This window comes from Virgibacillus salarius (assembly GCF_039521925.1).
Taxonomy (GTDB): Bacteria; Bacillota; Bacilli; order Bacillales; family Amphibacillaceae; genus Virgibacillus; species Virgibacillus salarius.
In genome coordinates, this window is record NZ_BAAACY010000145.1 from 83,269 (window position 1) to 108,432 (window position 25,164).

General features: G+C 36.3%; 20 protein-coding genes. 15 read left to right on the forward strand and 5 right to left on the reverse strand.

Annotation, left to right across the window (positions count from 1 at the left end; all coding sequences use genetic code 11):
- Window positions 1-22: 22 nt before the first annotated feature.
- The 3 genes from essC to essA are packed head-to-tail and all read left to right on the forward strand — an operon-like array spanning window position 23 to window position 7,688.
- Window positions 23-4,426, forward strand: coding sequence for a type VII secretion protein EssC (gene essC, locus ABDZ84_RS17955; RefSeq protein ID WP_026682174.1), 4,404 nt, complete (start codon window positions 23-25; stop codon window positions 4,424-4,426).
- Window positions 4,427-7,258, forward strand: a complete 2,832-nt coding sequence (gene esaA / locus ABDZ84_RS17960) for a type VII secretion protein EsaA (protein WP_026682173.1) — start codon at window positions 4,427-4,429, stop codon at window positions 7,256-7,258. It abuts the gene before it with no gap.
- Window positions 7,239-7,688, forward strand: a complete 450-nt coding sequence (essA, locus tag ABDZ84_RS17965; RefSeq protein WP_343782480.1) for a type VII secretion protein EssA — start codon at window positions 7,239-7,241, stop codon at window positions 7,686-7,688. Before esaA ends, essA begins: the two co-directional genes overlap by 20 nt.
- 29 nt (window positions 7,689-7,717) lie before the next feature.
- Here essA and ABDZ84_RS17970 read toward each other — a convergent pair whose 3' ends face one another.
- Window positions 7,718-8,509 (reverse strand): DUF2268 domain-containing putative Zn-dependent protease, encoded by a 792-nt coding sequence (locus ABDZ84_RS17970; RefSeq protein ID WP_026682171.1) that lies wholly within the window; start codon window positions 8,507-8,509, stop codon window positions 7,718-7,720.
- A 130-nt stretch (window positions 8,510-8,639) separates the two neighbouring features.
- Here ABDZ84_RS17970 and ABDZ84_RS17975 point away from each other — a divergent pair, with 130 nt between their 5' ends.
- Window positions 8,640-9,347, forward strand: a complete 708-nt coding sequence (locus ABDZ84_RS17975; RefSeq protein WP_026682170.1) for a class I SAM-dependent methyltransferase — start codon at window positions 8,640-8,642, stop codon at window positions 9,345-9,347.
- 175 nt (window positions 9,348-9,522) lie between these two features.
- Here ABDZ84_RS17975 and ABDZ84_RS17980 read toward each other — a convergent pair whose 3' ends face one another.
- The gene (locus tag ABDZ84_RS17980) at window positions 9,523-9,825 is read right to left on the reverse strand and encodes a hypothetical protein (protein WP_162986397.1); all 303 of its coding nucleotides are present in this window, start codon (window positions 9,823-9,825) and stop codon (window positions 9,523-9,525) included.
- Between the two features lie 340 nt (window positions 9,826-10,165).
- On the opposite strand from ABDZ84_RS17980, the gene ABDZ84_RS17985 reads away from it, so the two are divergent.
- Window positions 10,166-11,230, forward strand: coding sequence for an isocitrate/isopropylmalate dehydrogenase family protein (locus ABDZ84_RS17985; RefSeq protein WP_026682168.1), 1,065 nt, complete (start codon window positions 10,166-10,168; stop codon window positions 11,228-11,230).
- 156 nt (window positions 11,231-11,386) lie between these two features.
- Here ABDZ84_RS17985 and ABDZ84_RS17990 read toward each other — a convergent pair whose 3' ends face one another.
- Complete coding sequence (locus tag ABDZ84_RS17990; protein WP_026682167.1) at window positions 11,387-12,040, reverse strand: TetR/AcrR family transcriptional regulator; 654 nt, start codon at window positions 12,038-12,040, stop codon at window positions 11,387-11,389.
- 403 nt (window positions 12,041-12,443) lie between these two features.
- Between ABDZ84_RS17990 and ABDZ84_RS17995 the strand changes: the two genes are divergently transcribed.
- Together ABDZ84_RS17995 and ABDZ84_RS18000 are read left to right on the forward strand one after the other, a co-directional pair.
- On the forward strand, window positions 12,444-13,196 hold the full coding sequence (locus ABDZ84_RS17995) for an SDR family NAD(P)-dependent oxidoreductase (RefSeq protein ID WP_026682166.1): 753 nt from the start codon (window positions 12,444-12,446) through the stop codon (window positions 13,194-13,196).
- A 469-nt stretch (window positions 13,197-13,665) separates the two neighbouring features.
- Window positions 13,666-14,037 carry a YuzC family spore coat inner layer protein gene (locus ABDZ84_RS18000; RefSeq protein WP_121605003.1) on the forward strand — a complete coding sequence of 124 codons (372 nt, stop codon included), beginning with the start codon at window positions 13,666-13,668 and terminating at the stop codon, window positions 14,035-14,037.
- 409 nt (window positions 14,038-14,446) lie between these two features.
- Here the strand turns inward: ABDZ84_RS18000 and dpsA are convergent, their stop codons facing one another.
- Both dpsA and ABDZ84_RS18010 read right to left on the reverse strand, forming a co-directional pair.
- On the reverse strand, window positions 14,447-15,325 hold the full coding sequence (gene dpsA / locus ABDZ84_RS18005; protein ID WP_026682164.1) for a dipicolinate synthase subunit DpsA: 879 nt from the start codon (window positions 15,323-15,325) through the stop codon (window positions 14,447-14,449).
- 480 nt (window positions 15,326-15,805) lie between these two features.
- Window positions 15,806-17,374, reverse strand: a complete 1,569-nt coding sequence (locus tag ABDZ84_RS18010; RefSeq protein WP_343782485.1) for a glycosyltransferase — start codon at window positions 17,372-17,374, stop codon at window positions 15,806-15,808.
- Between the two features lie 255 nt (window positions 17,375-17,629).
- Between ABDZ84_RS18010 and yhfZ the strand changes: the two genes are divergently transcribed.
- From yhfZ to ABDZ84_RS18050, 8 genes are all read left to right on the forward strand, one after another.
- The gene (gene yhfZ / locus ABDZ84_RS18015) at window positions 17,630-18,562 is read left to right on the forward strand and encodes a GntR family transcriptional regulator YhfZ (RefSeq protein ID WP_034679368.1); all 933 of its coding nucleotides are present in this window, start codon (window positions 17,630-17,632) and stop codon (window positions 18,560-18,562) included.
- Window positions 18,563-18,623: 61 nt separating this feature from the next.
- A complete protein-coding gene (locus ABDZ84_RS18020; protein ID WP_026682161.1) occupies window positions 18,624-19,004 on the forward strand; it encodes a PRD domain-containing protein in 381 nt (126 codons plus the stop codon).
- Window positions 19,001-19,360, forward strand: coding sequence for a DUF2620 domain-containing protein (locus tag ABDZ84_RS18025; protein ID WP_026682160.1), 360 nt, complete (start codon window positions 19,001-19,003; stop codon window positions 19,358-19,360). Before ABDZ84_RS18020 ends, ABDZ84_RS18025 begins: the two co-directional genes overlap by 4 nt.
- 24 nt (window positions 19,361-19,384) lie before the next feature.
- A complete protein-coding gene (locus ABDZ84_RS18030; protein WP_166529960.1) occupies window positions 19,385-20,674 on the forward strand; it encodes a YhfT family protein in 1,290 nt (429 codons plus the stop codon).
- 28 nt (window positions 20,675-20,702) lie between these two features.
- Complete coding sequence (locus ABDZ84_RS18035) at window positions 20,703-21,617, forward strand: phosphotriesterase family protein (protein ID WP_343782488.1); 915 nt, start codon at window positions 20,703-20,705, stop codon at window positions 21,615-21,617.
- 1 nt (window position 21,618) lies between these two features.
- Window positions 21,619-22,743: an aminotransferase class V-fold PLP-dependent enzyme gene (locus ABDZ84_RS18040; protein WP_026682158.1), complete on the forward strand. Its 1,125-nt coding sequence runs from the start codon at window positions 21,619-21,621 to the stop codon at window positions 22,741-22,743.
- A 25-nt stretch (window positions 22,744-22,768) separates the two neighbouring features.
- Entirely contained in the window at window positions 22,769-23,929 is a 1,161-nt protein-coding gene (locus tag ABDZ84_RS18045) for an alanine racemase (RefSeq protein ID WP_026682157.1), read from the forward strand.
- A gap of 2 nt (window positions 23,930-23,931) precedes the next feature.
- Entirely contained in the window at window positions 23,932-25,134 is a 1,203-nt protein-coding gene (locus ABDZ84_RS18050; RefSeq protein WP_026682156.1) for a phosphopentomutase, read from the forward strand.
- Window positions 25,135-25,164 lie beyond the last annotated feature (30 nt).

Here is a 25,164-nt window from a genome sequence, read left to right on the forward strand (position 1 = left end):
GTTTACAACAGGAGGTGATCTTATGGAGCATCTGTGGTTATTTTATAATGGGTCCTATCAATACCAATCACTTAGCGGATTACAAGATATTTTAATAGGGAATAGTTTAAGCGACACAATTACGATTCAATCCATCTCCTTAGACTCATCAAAGATCTTAATTCGTAAAACGGGCGTTCAAAAGTTGGAAGTATTTCATGGCGGGCATTTTAAAGGTGAAATTGAACCCGACAAGCCGCATGAATTAAACATAAACAATCAAATGATAAAGCTTGTTTATCGATACCAGGAGTATCAAGAAAAAGACTATTACATTGGCAACCATTCGGAGCTGATCATACGTGATTTTTCCTTAGTAAGGCATGATGGTTCGTGGATATTACAACCTACTAACGATTCTGTTTTTCGAAATGGTGAAATTGTCAAAGGAGTAACACCCATACAGTATGGCGATAAATTGTTACATCAATATATATTCTTTTCTATTAAGAAAAACGATATCTTAACCGTTTACGCGCATAATCAATTTTCTATAGAATTAACAGAAATGAAAGAGCCAACATCGGTTATGAAGGAAAAGTATCCATCGTTTCGTAGAACACCTCGTATGATTTATGAAATGCCCGATGATAAAGTTGCTTTTTCGTTTCCTTCTGAGGAAATTGATGATGAAAGACGAGGAATCTGGCTAATTATTTTACCTCCGCTCATGATGCTTATTGTTATGGGGGTTGTAGCCTTGTTACGTCCACGAGGTATTTTTATTTTGATTTCTCTAGCAATGTTTGGTACATCGCTAATAACTTCTACTGTACAATATTTTAAAGAAAAGAAAAATCAGCTTAAGAAGCAGGAAAAGCGAAAAAGGTTATATACACGCTATTTAAAAAATAAGCGTGAAGAACTTTACCAGTTATCGAATAAACAGCGTGAGGTACTTTATTATCATTTCCCTTCATTTGAACGCATGAAGTATTTGACAAAAGAAATTAGTGATCGTATCTGGGAACGAACATTAGTAAGTAATGACTTTTTGCGGTTTCGTATTGGTAGAGCAAGAGTGCCATCTACCTACGATGTTTCTGTCCAACGAAGTGATATGTCCAACCAAGAAATGGATGATTTATTGGAAAAATCACAGGAGCTTGTTGCCCATTATAAGTATGTCAATAATGTACCATTAGTTATTGATCTATCCCAAGGTTCAATGGGAATGGTTGGTAAAGATTCAATCGTAAAGAAGGAAATTCAGCAAATTGTTGGTCAATTAAGTTTTTCCCAAAGCTATCATGATATTCGATTTGTAACTATATTTCATGAGGAAGAGTATAAGCAATGGGAGTGGATGAAATGGTTGCCACATTTTCAGTTACCACATACATACGCTAAAGGATTCATTTATAATGAACAGACACGTGATCAACTACTTTCTTCCATTTATGAAATGTTAAAGGAACGAGATTTAGACGAAGAAAAGGGTAAAATAACCTTTTCTCCGCATTTTGTGTTTATCATTACGAACCGTCAGTTAATTTCTGAACATGCTATATTAGAATATTTAGAAGGTGAACACGCTTCAATTGGCATCTCAACTATTTTTGCAGCAGATACGAAAGAAAGCTTATCGGAGCATATACACACCTTGGTAAGATACATTGATGATCAGCAAGGAGATATCTTGATTCAACATCAAAAAGCCGTACATATACCATTTAAACTTGACGGGCATCAAAAACAGGATAATGAAACCTTTGCGCGAACGCTGAGATCTTTGGATCATCAATTAGGGATGAACAATTCAATTCCAGAGAAAGTAACCTTCTTACAATTATTTCAATCAGCAGATATTCGTTGTTTAGACATTGCCAATAAGTGGCGAGAGAATCAGTCCGCCAAATCACTTGCTGTACCAGTTGGTCTTAAAGGAAAAGATGATCACGTATTATTAAACCTACATGAAAAAGCACATGGACCACATGGTTTGTTAGCTGGTACAACGGGCTCAGGAAAAAGTGAATTTCTACAAACCTATATTTTATCTTTAGCTGTTCATTTTCATCCTTACGAGGTAGCTTTTCTATTAATAGATTATAAGGGTGGTGGGATGGCTCAGCCATTTAAACACATTCCGCATTTATTAGGTACAATCACAAACATTGAAGGGAGTAATAATTTTAGTAAACGAGCACTTGCTTCAATTAAAAGTGAATTGAGAAGACGGCAGCGTTTATTTGATCTCCATGAAGTAAATCATATTCATGATTATATGCTTCTATATAAGCGAGGGGATGCCGTGGAACCAATGCCGCATCTCTTTTTAATCTCTGATGAATTTGCAGAGCTAAAGAGAGAAGAACCGGAATTTATTAGAGAATTAGTTAGTGCTGCACGAATTGGAAGAAGTTTGGGAGTACACTTAATTCTTGCTACGCAAAAACCTGGTGGTATTATTGATGACCAAATTTGGAGCAATGCACGGTTCAAGATTGCTTTAAAAGTTCAAGAGGAAAGTGATAGCAAAGAGGTTCTGAAGAATGGTGATGCGTCAAAAATCACAACCACTGGACGAGGATATTTACAAGTTGGAAATAATGAGGTATATGAACTTTTTCAATCCGCGTGGAGTGGGGGACCATATACAAAGGATGCGTTTGGTACGGAGGATGAAGTTGCGTTGGTTACAGACTTAGGTCTTATTCCTTTATCAGAGGTTTCAACAGAAGAAAGTGGAGCAAGGCATAAGAAAACGGAAATAGATGCAGTGGTAGAGGAAATCTCCAAGGTGCAAGAGGAATTGCAAATCCGCAAATTACAAAGTCCTTGGCTACCTCCTCTCCCACAGAGAATTACAAAAACAGAGGACAACATTGTAGCAGATAATGCGTACGAGATAGGTTTGGTAGATGAACCTGATCAACAAAGACAGACTAGTTATCTTTATCGTGTCATGGACGATGGAAACATTGGTATTTTCGGCTCTTCAGGCTATGGGAAATCAACGACACTACTTACATTTTTACTTCGTTTCTCAATGAAGAATAGCCCTGAAAAGATGAACTATTATATTTTTGATTTTGGAAATGGAGCACTTCTACCACTACAACAACTGCCACAAACTGGAGATTATTTTCGGTCAGATGACCATAGAAAGATTGAGAAGTTCTTCACTTTTATGTCAGCACAGATGGAAGAGCGAAAGCAGTTATTTAGGGATCAGGAAGTTAGTAATATTAAAATGTATAATGCTTTAGTAGAAGAGGAGTTACCAATTATCTTTATCGTGATTGATAACTATGATTTAGTAAAAGAAGAATTGCAGGAAATAGAAAATCGCTTTATCCAAATTGCTAGAGATGGTCAATCGCTTGGTATTTATACAATTCTGACTGCTTCACGAACCAACGCGGTAAAGCATGCGTTGATGAGTAATCTGAAAACAAAAATTGTGCATTACTTGATGGATACGTCGGATAAATATGCGATCCTTGGAAAAACCGCATATGAAACAGAGGCAATTCCTGGAAGAGTTTATATTAAGAATGAAGAGCCATTTCTTGCGCAAATTTATCTGCCTTCAAGTGGCGAAAGTGATGTTGAGGTATTAACAGGCATTAAAGGAATAATTCAACTACTAAATAAAACCTATGTAGATGCTCCGAAGCCAAAGTCGATTCCGATGTTACCACATAAGTTATCATATCAATCATTTCTTAATCGTTCAGATGTTCAATTGTCTGGACAAACCCCGGCAATTGGCTTGGATGAAGCAAATGTAAAACCTGTGTATCTGGACTGGCAAACAAATCGACATTGCCTGATTCTTGGCGATGCACAAAAAGGTAAATCAAATGTGTGCAAAGTTATTATCCATCGAATGAAGGAGAAAGCTACAATTGGATTATTTGATTCTATTAACCATTCATTAGCAAACTATGTAGAGGAAGATTCCGTTAATTATATGGAAACGAAGGAAGAATTAATAACATGGTTGAAAGAAATTGAACGAGAGTTTGAACGTCGAGAGCAAACATATAGGGAAGCTTTGATGGAAAGAAAAACAGCAAAAATCTTATTTTCTCCATATATACTTATGATTGACGGAATGAGTAATTTTCAGCAGAAATTGGATACTATGCTCCAAACAAAATTAGCAAATTTTATGAAGCATAATAGTCATCTTGGGTTTAGTGTTATCGTCTCTGGTGGTGCGAATGAATTTTCCAAAGGGTTTGATCCATTTACAAATGAAGTCAAACAAGTGAAACAAGCAATCTTACTCATGAAAAAATCTGAGCAAAACTTGCTTTCATTACCATATACACGTAATGAACAAGAAATTAAAGCAGGTTTTGGCTATTATGTAAAAAACGGTAACCCAATAAAAATTCAGATTCCACGCTATGACCTTGAAGGGGTGACCTATTAAATGGACAAGGGAATGAAAGCATCCATAGGGTTAAGCATGAAGGTACTAATTATATTACTATTACCACTTCTATTATTTCGTTATGTGGATAGTCAACCTAGAATTATTCTGGAAGAAGAGTCAAGTATTCGAAGTGTGGCAATTGTTAATGAAGATACTGGATATGAAAGTGAATTACAGTCGATTAATCTTGGGCATGAAATACCTATCCTATTAAAAGATCAGGAGGATTACTCATGGACCGTAGTTAATCGAAGTACAGCAGAGCAGGGGCTTGCTAATAAAAATTACGATGCGATTATGTATATCCCTTCCAATTACTCCAAAAATATAATGACCTTTAAAGAGAATCAGCCGACAAAGGCATCACTTCATTATGTAATTCAGCCTAATTTGGAAGCGAAGGAACGACAACGAATCCATAGGCAAATGGCGAATGCTAAAAATATAATTAATCAAGAAATGATATCGTTATATTGGAATTATGTTTCTCAGCAGGTCAATCATATTCGGGATCAGTTTGATTTAATTGTTGAAAAAGAAATTGCTTTTCAAGATGCAATGTATTCCTTCTATACACCTTCGTCAAAAACATTAGCGTATGAAATAGATGTACATAAATCTAACTTGAAAAACATATTAAAGGATACGAGTCAAGTTGATGAGATATCATCAAGCAATGTTCATACTGCTGAAAAAGTCGAAAACAAAATGAAGTCCTTTGCCAAAGCATTAAATGAATATAAAGAAACGCAAAAGAAACAACAGCGTTTATTAGAAATATATCTAGATGAAAACCAAGAGGCATTTCATGAAGGATTGACGAGATATCATCAGGCTCTTGAAGAAAGTATAACTTCAATTGAAGAACAGTTTAAGCAGCAATCGGTGCTATTTAAAGAAAATCGAAATCAATTATTGGGTAATTTTGAACATTTAAAGAATAATGTAGTACACGGTAGAAACTATGTGGATAAGTGGAATGAAATACAAGCAAAAAAATATGAATTACTTTTATTAAAAATAAATACGTATAAAGATAAATTTTTAAACGAACCAAATACTAAACTAGACAAAGCTATACGTAATTTAAAAGGTTTAAAAAGAGATATCATTGATATTCCAACAGCTCCTAATGTGAATGAAGTTATTACAATTGATTTAGCAAAACTGAGTGAACATATGGCAGAGTTGGGTAAGGCTATTGATCAGTTTTCAGCCGCAAGTGAGGAAGAGCCGGAAATTCCTAAAGAAGATAAGGCTGACTGGAATAATATAGTCAATAACTTCGCAAAATTAGATACGGAGTTAAATGCTTTAGTAGAATTGCAATCTAACAATCCAAATCCTAATGAAATTATTGATGTATGGGAAGAACACGTCAATGAATGGAATAAAACTTATAAAAAACTGATGGATCAGATAGAAGAGCCCATTTTGAAATTAGTTAACAACATTGAAGAGAAACAAAACAAAATATTAGTAAGTAAAGAAATATCTGATGAAAGAAGGGAGTTTTTAAAGGGTGAGTTTGAAAAATTAAAATTGGATAATAAACCACTTATTTCTTTAATTGTGTATTCAGAAGAGTTATCAGTCTACATGAATACATTAAATCAAAAGAAAAAAGTAAATAATGACATTTTGAGCGTTTTTGAGAAGGAATTACATACATTAACTACTTTAAATTCAAATTATTATACAAAACTCAATGATGTATTTGGCAAGAATTTAAACGCTATTAATTCATCAAAATCAGTAGGAGAAGAAAGGATAGGTCTTAGTGAATTAATTAAAAACACAGAAGATTTATTTGCTTCTTATAATGATAAACTGAATCAAGGAAAAACAAATATTAAAAGTATTATAGAAGAAATGGAGCTTGGTTCAGCTAATATTACAGAGAAACTACAGAAAATTAACGATCATACCTTTGAATGGAAGATATCTCCTGTCCTAGAACAATTAGATGGAGAAATGATGGTCGAAATTCAGCAAGGTACCATGTCTGATTTAGAGCATATGGCTGAACTGTTAAATAAACTAAATGAAAACCAAAATCAAATAACTTCCTCCACAGAAGAGCTACAGGAACAAGTAAATACGGTTCAGCAGCAATCAGATGAATTAAATAATAAATGGTCACAAAACGTTGCTTCATCTGAAAAGGTACGGAATGAAATCTATGATATCCTAGGAAATACAATTGTGGATGGACAAGTAAATCCACTTGTTTTCAATTATTTATCAAATCCTGTACAAGTGGAAGGACAGCTGAATGGTCAAGTAAAAGCAGAAACAGAAGATAGGATTCCACCAGTAATAATGTTTATCATTATTTTATTAAGTGGTTTATTAATTGGTTTTTTAAGTAATTACTATTCCAATACATCCTATCTTGTTCAAGGCGGACTGTTCTTGCTCTTAAATATAGCTGTAGGGTTGATTATTAGTATTTATGGATTGAACATGTATTCATTAGATAATGCTAGAGCTATGCAATGGTCGCTATTTACTATATTGTTGTTGGTTACCTGTGCAAACATAGTTCGTGGGGGATTATTTATTGGTCAATTTGTCGGTTGGATAACAAGTATGATGATGATCGTGTTTTTTATTTCACCTTTAGTAGATCTAATTGTACCGGAGTTTCGATTTAATAATCCGATAACGGATGTATATATTTCTTTACAATATGGTACAGGCGAATCCACCTATTTAGCTATGTTCATACTAGCCTTAATATCGTTACTCATGTCAGCTCTTATTTACACGATTCAGCAGTTTAAAAATAAGTCTAAGGTGGATGAGGATGAAGAAGAAGCACTTTAGTTTACTCGTTCTAGTAGCTTATTTCTGGTGTAGTCCCGTTTTTGCTGAAGGAAGCGATACACCGGAACCTAATGAATACAAAGAAAAGGAAATAGAAATAAAAAAATCATATCAAAATGATGTAAGCAAAAGAGGAGAATTACCAGAGGAACAAAAACATTTAACATTCCAAAAGCAGGATCAAACAGATAGTATGCAGTTAAGGGAGCAATTATTCCAAATTTCTCGACTAGAAGCAAGTACGATTATAGCAAAAGCAGATCAATTAGCACTTTTTTCAAAGCAAGATCGAAATACTATCCGAAAACAAGAGATACAGCCAACGGAAAGTCCGTCCAATATCTTAACTGTATTGATAGTTACTGTGGTCATTATTATTGCTGCAATGTTTTTGCTGATTATTCCAAAGTACAAGCAATCCCATAATTAATTTTATGGGATTGTATTTATTTAATCGACTCAACCCCTAATATCAACATTATCTAGCTCTGCTATCTTTTCACTAGTTAATGTTAGCAATTCCTGACTAGTAGCTCGATGTTTTTCCAGGTATTTTTTAACTAGATAATTGCCAACGGAATAACCCATCATGAATGGATAAAATTGAAGTCCATAAAGGATGTGATGATGTTTTCTACTTTTTTTTGATAGTTGGTTATGAGGTAGAATATGTTTTTCCCAAAAAACGTTTAACATATCATCTGAATATTTACTTGTATAGAATGCTGTATATTTTTCACCTAGCCGTTCACGTACAGCATTTTCTGCCAACCCCTCTAAAATAATCGTGTCTAGTAAAGTATAATCTGCTTCTTCCTTGGAATAGTTCGTTAATCGACAGGCATGATTATATTCATGCGTAAGTAATGCTTTTATTTCATTTGGTGTATTTGTGTCGGATAAAAATAAAAAAAGTTTATCTTTAAAAGTTAGCCCAGCCTTACTATTATAATCATCTTTTAACTTACGGTTGGTGGTATCAGATGGGAAAATGAAAATAGGAACACTAGGGCCATTCCAGAGTCTTTTTAGCTGTTGATAGTCTTCCTCTACGGTTTGCCAAACTTGTTTTTTTATAAGTTGCCTGACTCGTTGTTTTTGTAGTGGTGGCAGGTACATACCGAATTGGGTTAAGTGGGCATATATTTCATCAGCGTAAGCATGCTCAAAATAATCCTCCATCTTTTCCGTGATTTTCAAAGGGGTTTTATAGTGCTTTAACAACCATTGATCTGTCCGTATAACTCCCATTTTTCCCCACCCTTACATCATTATTTTGATAGCATATGCGCTTTTTTTATAGACGTTTCCAGACTATATGTATTTTTGTGACCGAAATTGTTGTATTGTCATAGTCTGACAATGAAAGGAGGACTTTAACGTGAATTATCTTGAAGGATTAGCCGAACTTGGAGTTGGAGGTGCACATCCAGGGGGATTGAAGTTGACAAAAGAGCTGTTGAAAAAGGAAAACATTAATGAATCAACAGTGATTTTGGATGTAGGATGTGGGACTGGTCAAACGGCGGCATATCTTGCAGGGTTTTACCAATGTGCCGTTACTGCCGTAGATTATAATCAAATGATGGTGGATAAAGCGATAAATCGATTTAAGCTACGCAAGCTTCCAGTTCAAACCATGAAAGCAGATATCACGCAGCTGCCACTGAAATCAGAGGAATACGATATGGTTATTTCAGAATCTGTTATTTCCTTTACAGAAATTACTCGTGCCCTTTCAGAAATCACTCGTATCTTAAAGCCAGGTGGAGTCTTTATTGCGATAGAAATAGTATGTGAACGCACATTAAGGGATCATGAAAAGAGGATGCTAACATCATTTTATGGATTTACGGAAATACAAACAGAAGAAGCATGGAAGCAACAATTGTACCGAGAAGGGTTTCATCACGTGCGGGTGGAAAAACCGAAGTTAAAAAAGGAAGAAATGACATTAGAGGATACAAATGATTTCGATCTATCTGAAAAGGTTGATGAAGATACGTTTGAAGTATTAGTTTTACATGAAGAATTAATGGAAAGGTTCAAAGAAAAACTAGGATTTAGAGTATTTAGATGTAAATTATAAGGCTAGTTTATTATGGGACTTCCTAGTACTATCCAGGATGTGGCCTTGTATCTGCTAGTATGTATAATATCAGAGCATCATTTTGATGTCCCTGATAACATGTACACGCTAAAAGAGCTAATAACGAAAGACAAGTTTAATTAAGTGAAGAGTATTGTTGAACACGTACTGATTTTTATGATGGATCAACTTTGTTCATATGGTTAGAAGTATCGATTGTAAGTTTTTCGATTAATCGTTTCTTTATGTCGTTATTAGATATATTCTCATTAAAAATTAGAAATGATTTATCTCCATCTTCTATTATGTTAAATGGACCAGTTTTATTGAAATGGTGATCATTAAAAATCATATCATTTGGGTAATTATCTATTTCGTTACCTTGACTTCCAGTTAAAATGGTAACGAAAATGATTGCTATACTTAATCCAGCAATTATTTTCACCGAGCAATCCCTCCTAAATGAAAAGCTACTCATTATTAATTTTCATAGCAACCTGTTTTCCATTAATAAAAGTTTCCAATATCGTTATGAATATCGAAATAAATTGTTTCATGATGATTAACCTCCCTACTGTTTAGTATTACAATTTTGATTATAGTATCTAAAGGAAGTATTACCTATGTATTTATGTGACGTTAGCCTTACAATAATGAAAGGTCAACTTTTTTATATCATGATGATGCACCTTAGATAATTGTAGTACCTTCATTCATGTATAGTTTTCTGATCCTTTGGTGTTTCGCTTAGTAGCATATTTACTACCTTCATTTTCATATACGTTAACAAAGAGGCTGTAAAGGAAAGGGGACAGTATATGGACTATAAAATAGCTGTTATTCCTGGTGATGGAATCGGTGTTGAAGTGATGAATGAAGCGTTAAAAGTATTGGAAATTATTAATACCAAAGAATCAATTCATATTACATATGATATATTTAATTGGAATTCGGATTATTATTTACAAACCAGTCGTATGATGCCAGAAAATGGATTAAAGCAGCTTAAGGAATATGATGCGATTCTTTTCGGAGCAATCGGAGATGAAAGAGTACCAGATGATGTTACATTATGGGAACTAATTATGCCAATTCGAAAATCATTTCAACAGTATGTTAACTTTCGACCAATTAAATTACTTAAAGGTATGGATACTCCGATACGTAACCAATCCACTAAACCGATTGATTTTGTGCTAATAAGAGAAAACGCAGAAGGAGAATACTCTAATGCTGGAGGAATAATGTTTGCGGGAGAGCACAGGGAATTGGCGATCCAAAATAATATAATGACAAAACAAGGTGTTACACAAATAGCAGAATTCGCATTTTCCTATGCGCAAAAGCAAAATTTAACAAAGGTTACGAATGCAACTAAATCAAATGCGATTATTCACTCTATGAAATTTTGGGACAGAATTATAGAGGGTGTTGCTGGGGAATATCTAGATATTTCATATGAAAAATATTATATAGATGCATTGGCTGCATACTTTGTACAGCGTCCTCAAGATTTTCAAGTCGTATTAGCAACGAATTTATTTGGTGATATCCTTTCTGATTTAGGATCTGCAATTGTAGGAGGTTTAGGGATATCCCCTTCTGCAAACATAAATCCTGGAGGTGAGTTTCCTTCTATGTTTGAGCCGGTTCATGGTTCAGCTCCAGATATTGCTGGAAAAGGTATTGCGAACCCGATTGCTCAAATCTGGTCGTTGGCACTTTTGTATGAACAATTAGGTAGAAAGGATATCCATGATAAGGTAATAACAACTATTGAAGCCTTATTCATTAACAAGGTTAATTTAACTGCCGATATGGGAGGGACGGCGTCAACTACGGAAGTAGGAGATTCTGTTTGTACGATCTTAAAAAGCTTGTAAGAAAAGGGCGGGCAACGCTGAATAACATTTATCAAAATCGCAATAAATAATTTAAAACCAGAAAAAAAACGGATGGCTGCAAATGCTAGTTGAGAACATTTGCAGCCATTCTGATTTTCTTTAGTAAAATACGACTGTACTAGTCTCCTTCGTTTGTTAGCTTGGTTGTAAGTAATCGATAAAAATATTTTTTAGGATTTTTAATTGTTCTTCAGCCTCTAAATCTCCTTTAAGCATAGGGATTCGTTCATAAAGCAACAGCTTTCTAGAAAAGAGCCCAAACGAATTCGTAATAGTGGTTAGAACCTTTTTTATATCGATGTCAGATCGTATAGATCCATCTTGTTTCCCATCTTCTATAATGGATGCAAGTATCACTGATATTTTATTTTGCGACCTATTATATGCTTCAATATCTTCCAACGGCTCTGTTTGTAGAGAAGCATAACTTTTAAAAACCTCAAGAAGCTGCATATTTTCCAGTTTCTCTTCATTTATTTCTGAGATAAAGAAATCAAACATTCTTTCCATTTTATCTAAACAACTACCATTCATATCAGCAATAGATTGAAAAATAGGTATATATTTTTCCACAATATTAATCGCTACTGCTACAATTAGCTTCTCCTTTTTAGGAAAGTATCGGAAGACGGTAGCAATTCCAATATTTTCTTCATCGGCAATTTCCTGCATGGTCGTATTGTCAAAACCTTTTTTAGCAAATACTTTTTCTGCAGCTAGGATAATACTATTTCTTCGCTTCATTTTCCCTTCCATTCTTTCTTGTTTCCATCTATCCTGCGGATTCATTGGTCTTTCTCCTTTTTAAATGATAAAAGTTTTATGTATATAAAGTGAAACTTCAATCAGTTGGAGGGGGGGTTATCCCCCACTTATCCATATTGGTTTCGCTTTATTGCTTAAATTGGGGTCTTACTGCCAGTTATATGCGGGATAAAGTGAAACTTCAATCAGTTGGGGGGTGTTTATCCCCCATTTACCAATATATGTGGGATAAAAAATTCGGAAAAGATGATAATTATAAATGAATATCATCTAAAAATCCTAGCAAACTAATTCATATTCGTCAATTTGAATCGTTTTTGAGCAATTCTATTGGAACTATTTCTTAAACAATACTATAATGATAATATCATAATGATAGTGAAACTATCATTATGATTAATTCACAAATTGAAAGGGGCTAATTAGCATGACAAGGCTTACAAATAAAGTTGCAATTATAACAGGATCTGGTAGTGGTATGGGAAAAGAAGAAGCATTGCTTTTTGCAAAAGAAGGTGCAAAAGTAGTTGCAACAGATATTCAAGTGAATGCTGTTCAAGAGGTAGTTGATGAAATAAAAGCAGCTGGTGGTGAGGCGCTAGCTTTAGCACATGATGTTACCTCAGAGGATGATTGGAAGAGTGTTATGCAAACGACCATTGATACGCATGGAAAATTAGATATTCTTGTAAATAATGCTGGAATTTCTCAGCCAGAACCAATGGAAGAATTGACGCTTGCACGCTGGAATCAAATTATTAATATTAATTTAACTAGTACATTTCTTGGTATAAAATTAGCTATTCCGCATATGCGTGAAAATAAAGGTGGATCGATCATAAATATTTCTTCCATTGCAGGATTGACTGGTAGTTCAGGTGCTGGTGCTTACACCGCATCTAAGGGTGGAGTACGTATGTTAACGAAAGCTGCTGCCGTTGATTATGGAAAAGACAATATTCGCGTGAATTCTGTTCATCCAGGATTTATAAAGACACCGATGAGTGAGGAATTCTTTGAACGAGAAGATATGAAGCAATGGTTCCTTGCACAAACTGCATTGCCGCAATTAGGTAAGCCAATCGAGGTAGCAGAAGCTGTGTTGTTCTTAGCATCAGATGCTGCCTATCATATCACAGGGGTGGAATTACCAGTTGATGGTGGCGTGGTTGCAAAATAAGGTGCGTAACGTAGAAAAGTGCTATGCAGAAAGTTTATTAAAATTATTACAAATCGTTTAGAACAAAAAAGCCGACCGCATTCATAAAGGTATCGCCCCCCTGTTAGAGTAAAAAATCTACCTGGGGGCGGATTTAGCTTTTATTAACTACTCGTTTGATCTAGTGCTTTTTCAAGTGGTTTAAGCGTAGTAGCATGTAAAATATTCTCCTTGTTTACTCAGGTAAAGTTTGAACTGTATCCTTTAAAAGGCGAAATTTTTTGATTGTCGTATTTGAAAGGAACTAGTGGTAGTTCGTCTATATGGAAGTTAACAAGATACCGCTAGTAGAAACCTGTATGAATGACATAAATAATTTTCTGAAGTATAGGTTGCTCTCTTTTTCTTTCCATAAAAGGAGGTCCCAAAAATGAAACTTACTGCATATAAAGAGTATATAGGTAAATCTCCTTGTGAAAGGGGCTGAAGTATGATGTATTATTATGTTCCGAGTTATTATCCCACCACCTTATATCCTGTGTATATACCGGTTCGGGAGCAACTTCCTCCTGTTAATATAGAGTTTTTCTATGAATCAGCAAATGAAACGGTAAGGCTTATGAATGACGTACGTGTCGTTCTGAATAAGTTATCTACCTCAAAAGAATTTGATAGGCAGATAATGAGTGCTGCTCAACAGTCTGATCATGAAGAAGTGAAGCGCTTAATTCAATCATTAAATATTACTTCTACCATCGAGGTTGGGTTTACGCCAGATGAATTGCGTTTAAATTTCAGTAAAAAAACGGTTCATTCTAATCGGGACTGTTGCAAAATTACGATATTCCTGAGATGGAGATAAAGAAATGAGGATGAGGTTGGGACATAATTAAAACAGCATTTTAAGGTCTAATGATGAACAATACACTATTCTATCACCAGAAATATACGTAGACTCCTTGGAAAGAAGAGCGCTCTTTTTCTACGTGGAGTAACGTTGCTACAAGCCTTCCTTATCTTTCCAAAGGAAAGGCAGCAGTGAGCTGCCAAAGTGCGTCAGTAAGAGGAGAGACTCACCATTCGCTCGTGGAAAGCGAAGATATTTCTGGAGCGAGTTAGTTACACGAACCATCATTTCTAGTTGTTCCATATATAGATTACTTTTGTCTCTATCTCATTTGCTTCATAGTTCATGATGAACGAAACGATCGCTTCAACCGTGAGTATTTAATACGAATCGTAAAGGTGATCATTGTAATATGGTACAATTGTTAAGCTCTTTCTTCTAATAAGCTCAATAAAACATTAGCAATGATTATCCCAGCGGACTTTGATGCAACCTTACCTGGTAGACCAAGTGCATGCGAAGCTTTAATACCCTGTTTTGCTGCAAAGTTAAAGTCTGTTCCTCCGGGTTTTGATGCTAAATCAATGATAAACATACTTGGCTTCATTGCTGAAATGATGGTTTTATCAACTACGTTATCTGGTATGGTATTAATACAAATATCCATTGTTTCAATTGCTTGCTTTAAATCACGCAACTGAACGGGCGTAAAGCCCATCTCTGTAATGCGAGCGATTGCGGTGGAGCTTCTAACTGCGACAGATACATGTGCACCAACCGATTGAAATAATCTTGCGACCGTCATGCCTACTCTTCCAAATCCAAGTATACTAACATTAGAGCCATGTATTGTTACATCTGTTTCTTCTATGGCTATTTTAAGTGCACCTTCAGCGGTTGGAATAGAATTATAAATAGCAATATCATCACGAGCAAAGAGTTTAACTAATTTACGATTCGTAGCAGCTGTTGCATGATCTAAGTAATTATTGGAAGTACCGGTGTAAATAACACAATTTGATGGTGTACAAGATAAAAGCTGTTCGGTTAAATATATTGACTTGTCTGAATAAGTTACTTCTACTTTTCCTTTTGTATCAGTACCAGCAACAGGAAGTATAATAGCATTTAAAATGGAGTGGTCAATACTTTCTAACTCGACATGCTGAACATTTATTTCATTAAAATGAATATGATCATATCCAATCACGTAGACGGTTATGTTTTCCTGCGCTAACATGCGGATCACATGTAGATATCGAGCATCTCCACCCATTATCAATACATGTAAATTATTTTGCAAATAAAACATCTCCCTTCAGGTAAATACATTCATTCGTACAAGAGCTGATTACTTTATTAAAGAATAATATTGCATAACATAAATAAGAAACGATGGAGCAAACAAAACTCACTTTTTTATTTTACAATACATTGCTTGTCTCTTATGACAATTTTCTTATTATGAGGAGAATATAAGTATACGAGGGTTTGAATAAAGTAGTTAGATCACAAAAGAAGACCAACTTAAGTACAAAAGCATAAGCGTCCGATTAGAAACGTAACGATTGGAGCGAGTCAACGGAGGTAAAGGAATCACGGTGAGCTTGCGAGCCAATGATGACTTATCGTAAGGTGATTTGTGAAGTCGCCTCGTTTCTGGGCGCTGAAGCTGGAAGTGGCTTAACGCGCCGATATTTATCCATATGGGGAAAATGTTATGATTTCCTAGACTATAAAAAAAGTCCCAATTTGATAGATTGAGACTCTATGGCTCAGTTGACTAGTCTTGCCATTTAATTAATCTAGGGTGCGCATCTAAAATAGATTGATATTGTTCGTTCCAGCCAAATTCACTATCTGGATCAAGCTCTAAATATCGGTTATATTTTTGCTGACGCTCCTTAGCATTTGTCCAGCCAAAATGTTTAATTCGTAGTCGGGAAATTGCATTTGGCAGATGATAAATATTCGCAGGAAATCTACCACAATGAAACCTTTTCTTCTTCCATTGATAATCAAAGTTTGGTTGATATCGTAATAAAAATGGCCGATAGCACAAATGGGATTGCCAGTAATTATCATCTCTATAATGTTCTTCATCCCACATATCATAGAGTCTGAAGCTATAGAGATCGATATCCGATTGATTGATTAATTCACGAATCTCATTTGTCGCTTTATCTTCTAACAGTTCATCAGCATCTAGATTCAAAATCCAGTCTGGTTTTGTTTTTATTGTTTCCTCCCATTGTTGTTTTCTTAGTTCTACTTCATTTGCAAATGTAGATCTTTTGTTTTGGACGATATGCGTCGGAATGCCAGCTAAAATTTGTTTACACACCTCTATACTATTGTCCTCACTGCCATCATCAATAATAACCGCCGAATCAATGAAGTCCCTATGCTGAAGTAATACTTTTTTTAAATATCGTGAGGCTTCATTTTTCATAATCATGGATAATGTTATTTTATTGTTATTGTCTTTACTAATACGCTTAGCTAAGATATCAGATACTTCTAGAGGAGAGATACGTTCTTGATTATCGTCCTTGTAATCCTCTACAGCTTCAAGATCCGAGCTACGGTAAATATGGTAAGCTGGATAGTGTGTGTCAACATATAATAATAATCCTAATGCCTGTGCTCTAATACAAAAGTGACGATCCTCCCCCCAAAAAGAAAGATTCGGAATTGGACTAAAGTTTACACCAGTATTTAATGCGTGTGCACTAAGTAACGTACATGCACCTAATCCACCAACTTCATACGTTCCAGGTACCTTTAATTGATTAATGAATTCCATAGTTCTGCGTTTTTTTTCTTCATCTGATAATCGTTCTCCATGTGTAGCGTGATATAAAGTATATTCATCTTGAACCCATACTTGTGGAAGTGGGTCTGCGTTTATCTGCCATTTTGTCCAAAAGATGGTAGAAATAATGTTCTTGTCTATTCGAATTAAATATTCAATGGTGTTTGGATGAATAAGAAGGTCTGAATCAATTAAGAATAAATAATTATACCCTTTATCCCTTGCATGTTTGATAATTTGATTCTTAAATTCAGCTACTTTCCAGATAGCTTGATGATTCCAAATATGCGTATTACCATTACGAGAATACCCCTGATGGTCATAGGGAGAGGGAGCAATAATTTCTGTACTGCCTTCATTATCTTGAGCGAAGTTCCTCAATAGTTGCTTTGAAGCTTTATCAGTATTATCATCAACGAACATATAATGGATAGTAATATTTGTTTGCTTCAGCTCAGATAAAGATGTTAAAAATTCTTTTAGAATAGGGTATTCCTGATGAATGGGTGACCCGATTAAGACACTGTGTTGTTTCATCCGAAATAGTACCTCCTTGTATGCGCGTAACAAAATAATCCTTGTAGTATTATATCGATCCGTTCATCAAATGTTCATTGTTTGATGTTTTTTAGGTAATGTAGAGTGGACAGCAAGGCAAAACCATCCTGTCTGTATGGCAATCGATATTAGGGTGAAAACATTAACAAAATCAATAAAATTATTATTGCAATTCATTTATGTAAGCGGTATAATTGCAATATACAATATTTTGTATATTATGAAGGAGTCGATATGAGCAGAATTTGGGAAAGTTTATTTTCAAAAAATGGTTTAGCGGCAAAAGAGATAGCTGGAAAAATGCTGCATATTCAAGAGGGGGATAGAATTCCTAGAGTAAGCGACTTAGCGAAAACATTAGAGATTGGAAATGGAACCGTTCAAGGTGCTTTAAAGGTTTTAGAAAACTTGCACGCTATTCATTTGGAAGCAAGGGGACATCTTGGAACGTTTTTACGAAAGAAAGATGTTGTATTACTGAAAGAAATAGCAGGTGTTGGCTCGTTAATAGGTGCTATGCCGCTGCCATATTCACCTAAGTATGAAGGGTTGGCAACAGGATTAATTGAGGCATCGGAAGCGATGTTAAATCATATCGACCTTGCTTACATGAGAGGATCTAAACAACGGCTTGAGTCGTTAAAGGCAAGAAGGTCTGATTTTGTAATTATGTCCCAGCTTGCAGCTGAACAAGAAGTTTCTGAGGATGAGAATCTAGAGATAGCGCTGAATTTTGGAGCCCATACGTATGTTACAGCACACCAAATCTTTTTTTCTAACCATGGTGAACAAAAAATAAAAGATGGTATGCGTGTCGGGATAGATTATACTTCAATAGATCAATCGAAAATTACACTCATGGAATGCAGAGGCCTTGATGTTGAGTTAATACCTGTTAACTATATGCAGCTCTTTGAAATGCTTTTAAAGGGAGATCTCGATGCAGCAGTTTGGAATGCTGATGAAAATCGAGCAAGAGAAACCTTCCAAGTAGGCGAATTTCAGTCAGCGTCTACACGGCAAGTCGTGAAAAATGCATCTACTTCGGTCATTCTTATTGAAAAAGATCGAAAAGATGTAAAGGAATACATTACAAAGCTGGATAAAGAAAAAATACTACGAATTCAGCAACAGGTTGTGAATAAGGAAAAGCTCCCACACTATTAGTGTGAGGCAGTTTTTTATCATCAATATACAGAAAACTGTATTTTATCTAGGGGGTATATGTATGAATGTAGCTGAATTAGAAGATAGACTCCACATTTTAGTCTTAGGGGAGGTAATAACGAAAGAAGCATGTCATATTACTTTAGCTGCTTTTCAAGAATTAGTGAATGAATTAGAGCTAGAAGAGGTGGATCAGGCAGAAATGTTATTTACTCACTTACCTTCTGCATTGACAAGAATTGAAAGAGGTGAAGCTCTTGAGGCCCCATCTCCTGCTATTATGGAAGAAGTGAAGCAATCTGCTTATTATCTAGATGCAGAAAGACATGTGAATAAGGTACAACAGAGCTGGGAGAAAGAGCTTCCTCAGGAAGAAAAGGAATTTTTATACATGCATTATACAAACGTATTAGCTATGAATAAAGGAGGAAATAAAAAATGAAAATTGTTATAGGTGGACAAGTAGAGAAAAAAGCGATTGAAGCGTTAATTAAAGATGTGGATCCCGCTGTTGAGACTGTTGTGAAGTCAGATTTAGATGCAGCAATGGCCATGAAAACAGGTCAAGCCGATTATTATTTAGGTGCTTGCCATACTGGTGGTGGCGGTGCACTTGCAATGGCAATTGCGATGATAGGAAAAGATAAATGTGAAACGGTGTCTATGCCAGGGAAGAAGCCTGACGCTTCCAGAGTAGAAGAGGCTGTAAAAGAGGGGAAAATAGCTTTCGGTTTTACTGGTGATCATATGGAAGCAGCGGTTCCTATGATCCTTCAAGCTTTAAAAAATAAAGGATAATCACAAATAAAGGGGGACTATTAGATGGAAATGATATTTGTAATTTTGATTGGGGCAATTGCCGCTGTACTAGCCAACATGAACATAGCCGTTTTCAATGATGGGTTACGGCCAATTGTATCGGAGCATTTAGAGGGACGATTGAAGCGTAGAGAGCTAGGGCTAACGGCATTTGCCATGAGTTTTGGTTTAGTAGTAGGATTTGGAATACCTTTTACCATTACAGCAAGTATTATTTTGATTCATAGTATTTTACTTGGAACAGATATTATTGGCTTGATGACACCGAAGAATAAGTGGGGTACACCCGTTGCCGCAGTAATTGGTGGTTTATATGGTTGGGGACTATTGATGGGATTGGAAGGCTTTGTAAAGCTATTTGAATACTTACCTGTTAACTTCCTTGAACCGATGGGAGAGGTAGGAACACCAGTAGTTGTAACATTTATGGCTTTCCCAGCATTAGCAGTTGCGATGCAATTTAGTGTTAAGAAAGGGATTGTTACGTTTATTGTAGCGGCACTAGTTAGGCAGCTAGCGGTGTTTGTCAATGATAGTGGCTTCCTAAGTATCGGTGATAACGTGATCACGTTAAATCAAGAGGGTATGGCTCTTATCGCTGGTATGATTTTCTTATTTGCTTTTGCTATGAGGGAAAAGACGGAAGAAGGTTCATCTGTTGACTTAGCATCCATATTCAGTGAGAAAGTTAAATCAATTAAAAAGAATGTTGTCTTCTTTATGATTATTGGTGCACTAATTGCTGGTGCGACGAATCTATTACTAATGGCCGGAGACCCAATTTCTCTTAATCTATTAGCTGAAGGAAAGCAAACAGATGCTGGAATTGCTGCTGCAGCTAGAGCCATTGGTTTCATTCCTTTAGTTGCCAGTACAGCAATAGCTACTGGTGTCTACAGTCCTGTTGGATTCACCTTGATATTTGTAGTTGGTCTATTCGTACCAAATGTTTGGGTGGCAGTAATTGTTGGGGCTATTGTTATCTTTTTAGAAGTAATGTTATTAAGTTCGATTGCTAAGTTCTTAGACAAATACCCTGGTGTAAGGAACTCAGGGGAAAATATTCGTAGTGCAATGACAAAATTATTAGAAGTTGCCTTATTAATTGGAGGGGCAAATGCAGCAAATATCATTGCACCTGGTTTTGGATTCTTCTTTATCGCAGGCTTCTATTTATTGAATGAGGTTGCTGGAAGACCAATCGTCCGAATGGCGGTTGGGCCTGTTGGAGCAATCGCAGTTGGTGTTATTGCAAACATATTGGTACTACTAGGAATTATGTCAGTATCTTAAGTACAAACAGCATAGGAGTGATTAGCAAATGATACAGACTGTAAAGGGAAAAATTGAGAAAGAAGCATTTGGTGTTTGTGCGGCGCATGAGCACCTCTCCATTGACTTATCTAGAGTAAAAGGGGATCCAGATACAATTTTGGATGATGAACAAGGGATGATGGAAGAACTTGCTTATTTTTATCAAGCAGGTGGACGATCCTTGATAGAACTGACGAATGATGGAATGGGAAGAGATGTCAAAAGGCTAGTTCGTTTAAGTGAAGAATCTGGTGTACACATTGTTACATGTACTGGTTTTTATAAAGATCCATTCATACCTGAATTTGCCCAGGGGTGGGATCGTGAACAATTTGCTACTCATTTCATAAAAGAAAGTAAAGAAGGAATTGAGGATACAGGTGTTCTTCCTGGAATTATCGGGGAGGTAGGGACAAGTGTTAATGAGATAAAACCAGTGGAAAAAGAGCTCATTATTGGAGCTGGCATGGCTGGTCTAGAGACAGGCTTACCGATTTCCACCCATACATCTTTAGGGACGCTAGGTAGTAAGCAAGTGGACATGTTTTTTGCATTGGGATTACCGAAGGAACAAATAATCATTGGTCATCAGGATTTAAATCCTAATAAGGAAGAGGTTTTAGACGTACTTCAATCTGGTGTATATATTGGATTTGATACGATTGGTAAGAATAATTACAGACCGGATGAGGAGCGTTTGGACTTTCTATTAGATTTTATTGAGAGAGGTTTCCATAAACAAATTGTTTTGTCAGCAGACTTAACACGAAAATCCCATTGGCATAAATTTGGTGGTCCGGGATATGATCTTGTGTTAAACGATTTTATCCCTGCATTAAAAAAACGTGGTGTAACGGAGACGGTAATTACAGACCTGCTTGTAAAAAATCCAGCAAATGCATTTTCAGTAAAGGAGCGGTAATATGGCTTACAATCCGGAAAAATTAAAATATGCTTCATCTGTACTTCCAACGTTGACAGTTGAGGAGGCTCAACAGCTTCAATTTAAATTAACCCATAGTATGAGTAAATATTTTACAGGTGATCAATTCTTATCTATGGGTGACCTTGGTGTCGCTCCTCGTTATCAGAAACCAGAACAAACGGAAAGGGTAGAGCGTGTTATTGCCGATTTTTTTGAAGCTGAAAAGTCTGCTCTCGTTCGAGGTGCAGGTACAAGTGCGATTCGAATCATTCTGAGCACGCTCCTTGAAGCTGGTGATAGCATGTTCATTCATACTGCTCCTGTTTATACAACGACGAAGGATACGATTCGTATTCTAGGTATTCAGACAGAATCAATAAATTACAATGATTTGAATGCTGTAAAGGAAGCTGTGCAACAGAATCAATCCTGTAAGCTTTTTTATATTCAGCATGCAAGGCAACAGCCGACAGATATCTACCATCTAAAAGAGGTTATTCAAACGGTGAAGAATATTCGTCCAGACCTTCCAATCGTTGTTGACGATAATTATTGTGCGATGAAAGCTTATGGGATTGGTGTAGAATATGGTGCTGATTATTCTACGTTTTCCGGATTCAAGCTGCTTGGGCCAGAAGGTATTGGAGTAATTGTAGGGAAAAAAGACGGTATAGAGACACTACAGCAACGAAATTATTCTGGTGGTGGACAAGTACAGGGATATGAAGCGATGGAACTTTTACGTATGATGACATTTGCTCCAGTATCACTAGCAACGCAGAATGAACAGGTTGAAGAGGTTTGTAAACAATTAAATGAGGGCGTCATCGAAGGAATTGCAGCAGCCTATATGACAAATGCGCAATCAAAAAATGTCATTGTTGAGCTAGAGCAGCCAATTGCGCAAGAAGTTATTCAAAACAGTAATGGACTTGGTGCTGCTACTCATCCAGTAGGCGCAGAATCAAAATATGAAATTATTCCAATGATTTATCGTGTTTCAGGCAGTTTTATTGAAGCACAGCCACACTTAAAACAATATGGATTACGCATTAACCCGATGAAATCGGGAGCATCCACAGTTATTCATATCTTAAATAAAGCAATAAAAATGGTCAACTAGATTTTTATGAAGGAGGGGTGCTTCCATGTTTTTGCATACAACAATACAAAGAAATCCAGAGCTGATATATGCCGGGCTTTCGTTACATCAAAACGGAGAGATTCCTCCAAATACGTATATTATCGATGTAGATGCTCTAAAAGCAAATGCCAGCATGTTAGCAGATACTGCTAAAAAGCATGGAATGGAATTATATTTTATGAGTAAGCAGCTAGGCCGATTTCCGGAGGTTGTAAATTATATCGTAGAAAGTGGAATAAAAAAAGCAGTAGCTGTTGACTTTGATGAAGGTAAAGTACTCGCAGATCACGGTATCGCGATAGGTAATATTGGACATTTGGTTCAACCTGGAAAGCATCAGTGGAAGGAGATACTTAGCTGGAGCCCAGAGGTTGTTACGATATTTTCATATGAGCGTGCAAAACAATTATCAGATGCAGCAGTAGATATTGGTACAAAGCAGGATATTTTATTGAAAGTCGTTGGCCCTGAAGACAGTATTTATGAATCGCAGGAGGGTGGGATTCCACTAGGTGAGCTACATCGAGAACTTGATCGAATACTAACCTTACCTGGTGTTCGGATAATAGGTGTAACTACTTTTCCTAATTTACAATTAGCGGATAATAAGCAGGAAATGGTTGCAACTGCTAATCTCACAACGTTATTAAAAGGAAAGCAATTACTAGAAGAGAAAGGAATTACAGTAAAACAGGTCAATGGTCCGAGTGGGACGAGTGTTGACACGATTCCGTATCTAGCTACTCACGGAGTAACTCATGGTGAGCCAGGACATGGATTAACAGGGACAACACCAATACATGCGTTTAAGAGGTTGCCAGAAATTCCTGCAATGATCTATGTTTCTGAAGTATCACACGAAACGAAAGATCATTATCAGGTTATTGCTGGTGGTTTTTATGGGAGATCGAATATGGAAGGCTGTTTAGTAGGAAGTCACAAAGAATCCATTCTTCAACAGTATGTGGCGGCAAGGCAAAGTAGCCCAGAAGCTATTGACTATTACGGTTCCATTGCAAAACCAGATTGTTTTAAAGTAAAGATTGGCGATACAGCTATTTTTTCCTTCCGTACACAAATATTTGTAACCAGAGCTCATGTAGCACTTGTTGAAGGGATACAGTCTGGAACACCCAAGCTTGTACATCTAGAAAGGAAGTGGTGATCATGGCGAAAATGACATTACTTGTCATTGACAGCTTTGGAATTGGCGCAATGGATGATTGTGTTGATTATCAACCATCCGATTGCACGGCTAACACGTATAAGCATATTCGTGATGTGAAAAAAGATGATTTACAAATTCCCTTTATGTATCAATCTGGTCTTGGGGCTTTGGTTGACAATCAAGTTCCACCACCAAATGCCTATGGTCGTTCCAAATTAGCTCACCATGGCGCAGATACGTATTTGGGACATCAAGAAATAGCTGGAAGTTGCCCCAAAAAATCGCATAAGCGTCTAATGAAGGACATTCATTTAACAATGAAAGTTGTACTAGAGAACGCTGGATATCGTGTGACGTATCCAATTGCAGATTGTCCCATATTATTAGTGAACGATGCAGCAGTTGTTGCTGATAATTTAGAATCAGCATATGGAAATATTATTAATGTAACAGCTGATTTCAAGAAGATGCCTTTTTCAGAAGTTAAAAAGCTTGGTCGTGTCGTCCGTGAGAACGTAGATACTACTCGAGTGATTGCTTTTGGTGGACCATATACGTCGATCGAGCATATTTTGTCCTGTGTAGAAGAAAAGCATAAAGGACAATGGGGAGTGAATACGCCGAAAGCCAAGGTTTATGGAGAGGGCTATAATGTGTATCACATGGGCTATGGTGTTGAAATTGACCAGCAATTCCCGATGATTGCTGCGCACCATGGTTTGAAGGTTCATCGCTTAGGAAAAACTGCAGATGTATTGCATGGTGAGGGACCATCTGATCCGATTGTTAACACTACCGATCTCCTCCATACTGTGAGTCATGTTTATGAACAGGAAGAAGCAGACGCAGCTTTTCTCATAAATGTACAGGAAACAGACTTGGCAGGACATGCTGAGGATGTTAATTGGTATTGTCAGCTATTAAATGAAACTGATAAGTGGTTATCTGATTCGTTTCTTCCTCTAATGGCAGACGATGATTTGCTAATTGTTATGGCTGACCATGGAAATGATCCAACAATTGGCCATGCTAATCATACAAGGGAATATGTGCCGATTTTGATTCTTGGTAAGAAGGTAAAACAGGCGAATATTGGCCTCCGGGATACAATGGCTGATGTTGGTGCTACATTCTGCGATTTCTTTCAGCTACCATCAACGGCAGAAGGAAAAAGCTTCTTATCTGAAATAATAGACCGATAGATTTCATATAAAGAGGCTGGACAAAACACA

Coding starts and splice junctions, on each gene's coding strand:
- essC (WP_026682174.1), top strand. CDS start 23: ATGGAGCATCTGTGGTTATTTTATAATGGGTCCTATCAATACCAATCA.
- esaA (WP_026682173.1), top strand. CDS start 4,427: ATGGACAAGGGAATGAAAGCATCCATAGGGTTAAGCATGAAGGTACTA.
- essA (WP_343782480.1), top strand. CDS start 7,239: ATGAAGAAGAAGCACTTTAGTTTACTCGTTCTAGTAGCTTATTTCTGG.
- ABDZ84_RS17970 (WP_026682171.1), bottom strand. CDS start 8,509: ATGGGAGTTATACGGACAGATCAATGGTTGTTAAAGCACTATAAAACC.
- ABDZ84_RS17980 (WP_162986397.1), bottom strand. CDS start 9,825: ATGAGTAGCTTTTCATTTAGGAGGGATTGCTCGGTGAAAATAATTGCT.
- ABDZ84_RS17985 (WP_026682168.1), top strand. CDS start 10,166: ATGGACTATAAAATAGCTGTTATTCCTGGTGATGGAATCGGTGTTGAA.
- ABDZ84_RS17990 (WP_026682167.1), bottom strand. CDS start 12,040: ATGAATCCGCAGGATAGATGGAAACAAGAAAGAATGGAAGGGAAAATG.
- ABDZ84_RS17995 (WP_026682166.1), top strand. CDS start 12,444: ATGACAAGGCTTACAAATAAAGTTGCAATTATAACAGGATCTGGTAGT.
- ABDZ84_RS18000 (WP_121605003.1), top strand. CDS start 13,666: ATGATGTATTATTATGTTCCGAGTTATTATCCCACCACCTTATATCCT.
- ABDZ84_RS18010 (WP_343782485.1), bottom strand. CDS start 17,374: ATGAAACAACACAGTGTCTTAATCGGGTCACCCATTCATCAGGAATAC.
- yhfZ (WP_034679368.1), top strand. CDS start 17,630: ATGAGCAGAATTTGGGAAAGTTTATTTTCAAAAAATGGTTTAGCGGCA.
- ABDZ84_RS18020 (WP_026682161.1), top strand. CDS start 18,624: ATGAATGTAGCTGAATTAGAAGATAGACTCCACATTTTAGTCTTAGGG.
- ABDZ84_RS18025 (WP_026682160.1), top strand. CDS start 19,001: ATGAAAATTGTTATAGGTGGACAAGTAGAGAAAAAAGCGATTGAAGCG.
- ABDZ84_RS18030 (WP_166529960.1), top strand. CDS start 19,385: ATGGAAATGATATTTGTAATTTTGATTGGGGCAATTGCCGCTGTACTA.
- ABDZ84_RS18035 (WP_343782488.1), top strand. CDS start 20,703: ATGATACAGACTGTAAAGGGAAAAATTGAGAAAGAAGCATTTGGTGTT.
- ABDZ84_RS18040 (WP_026682158.1), top strand. CDS start 21,619: ATGGCTTACAATCCGGAAAAATTAAAATATGCTTCATCTGTACTTCCA.
- ABDZ84_RS18045 (WP_026682157.1), top strand. CDS start 22,769: ATGTTTTTGCATACAACAATACAAAGAAATCCAGAGCTGATATATGCC.
- ABDZ84_RS18050 (WP_026682156.1), top strand. CDS start 23,932: ATGGCGAAAATGACATTACTTGTCATTGACAGCTTTGGAATTGGCGCA.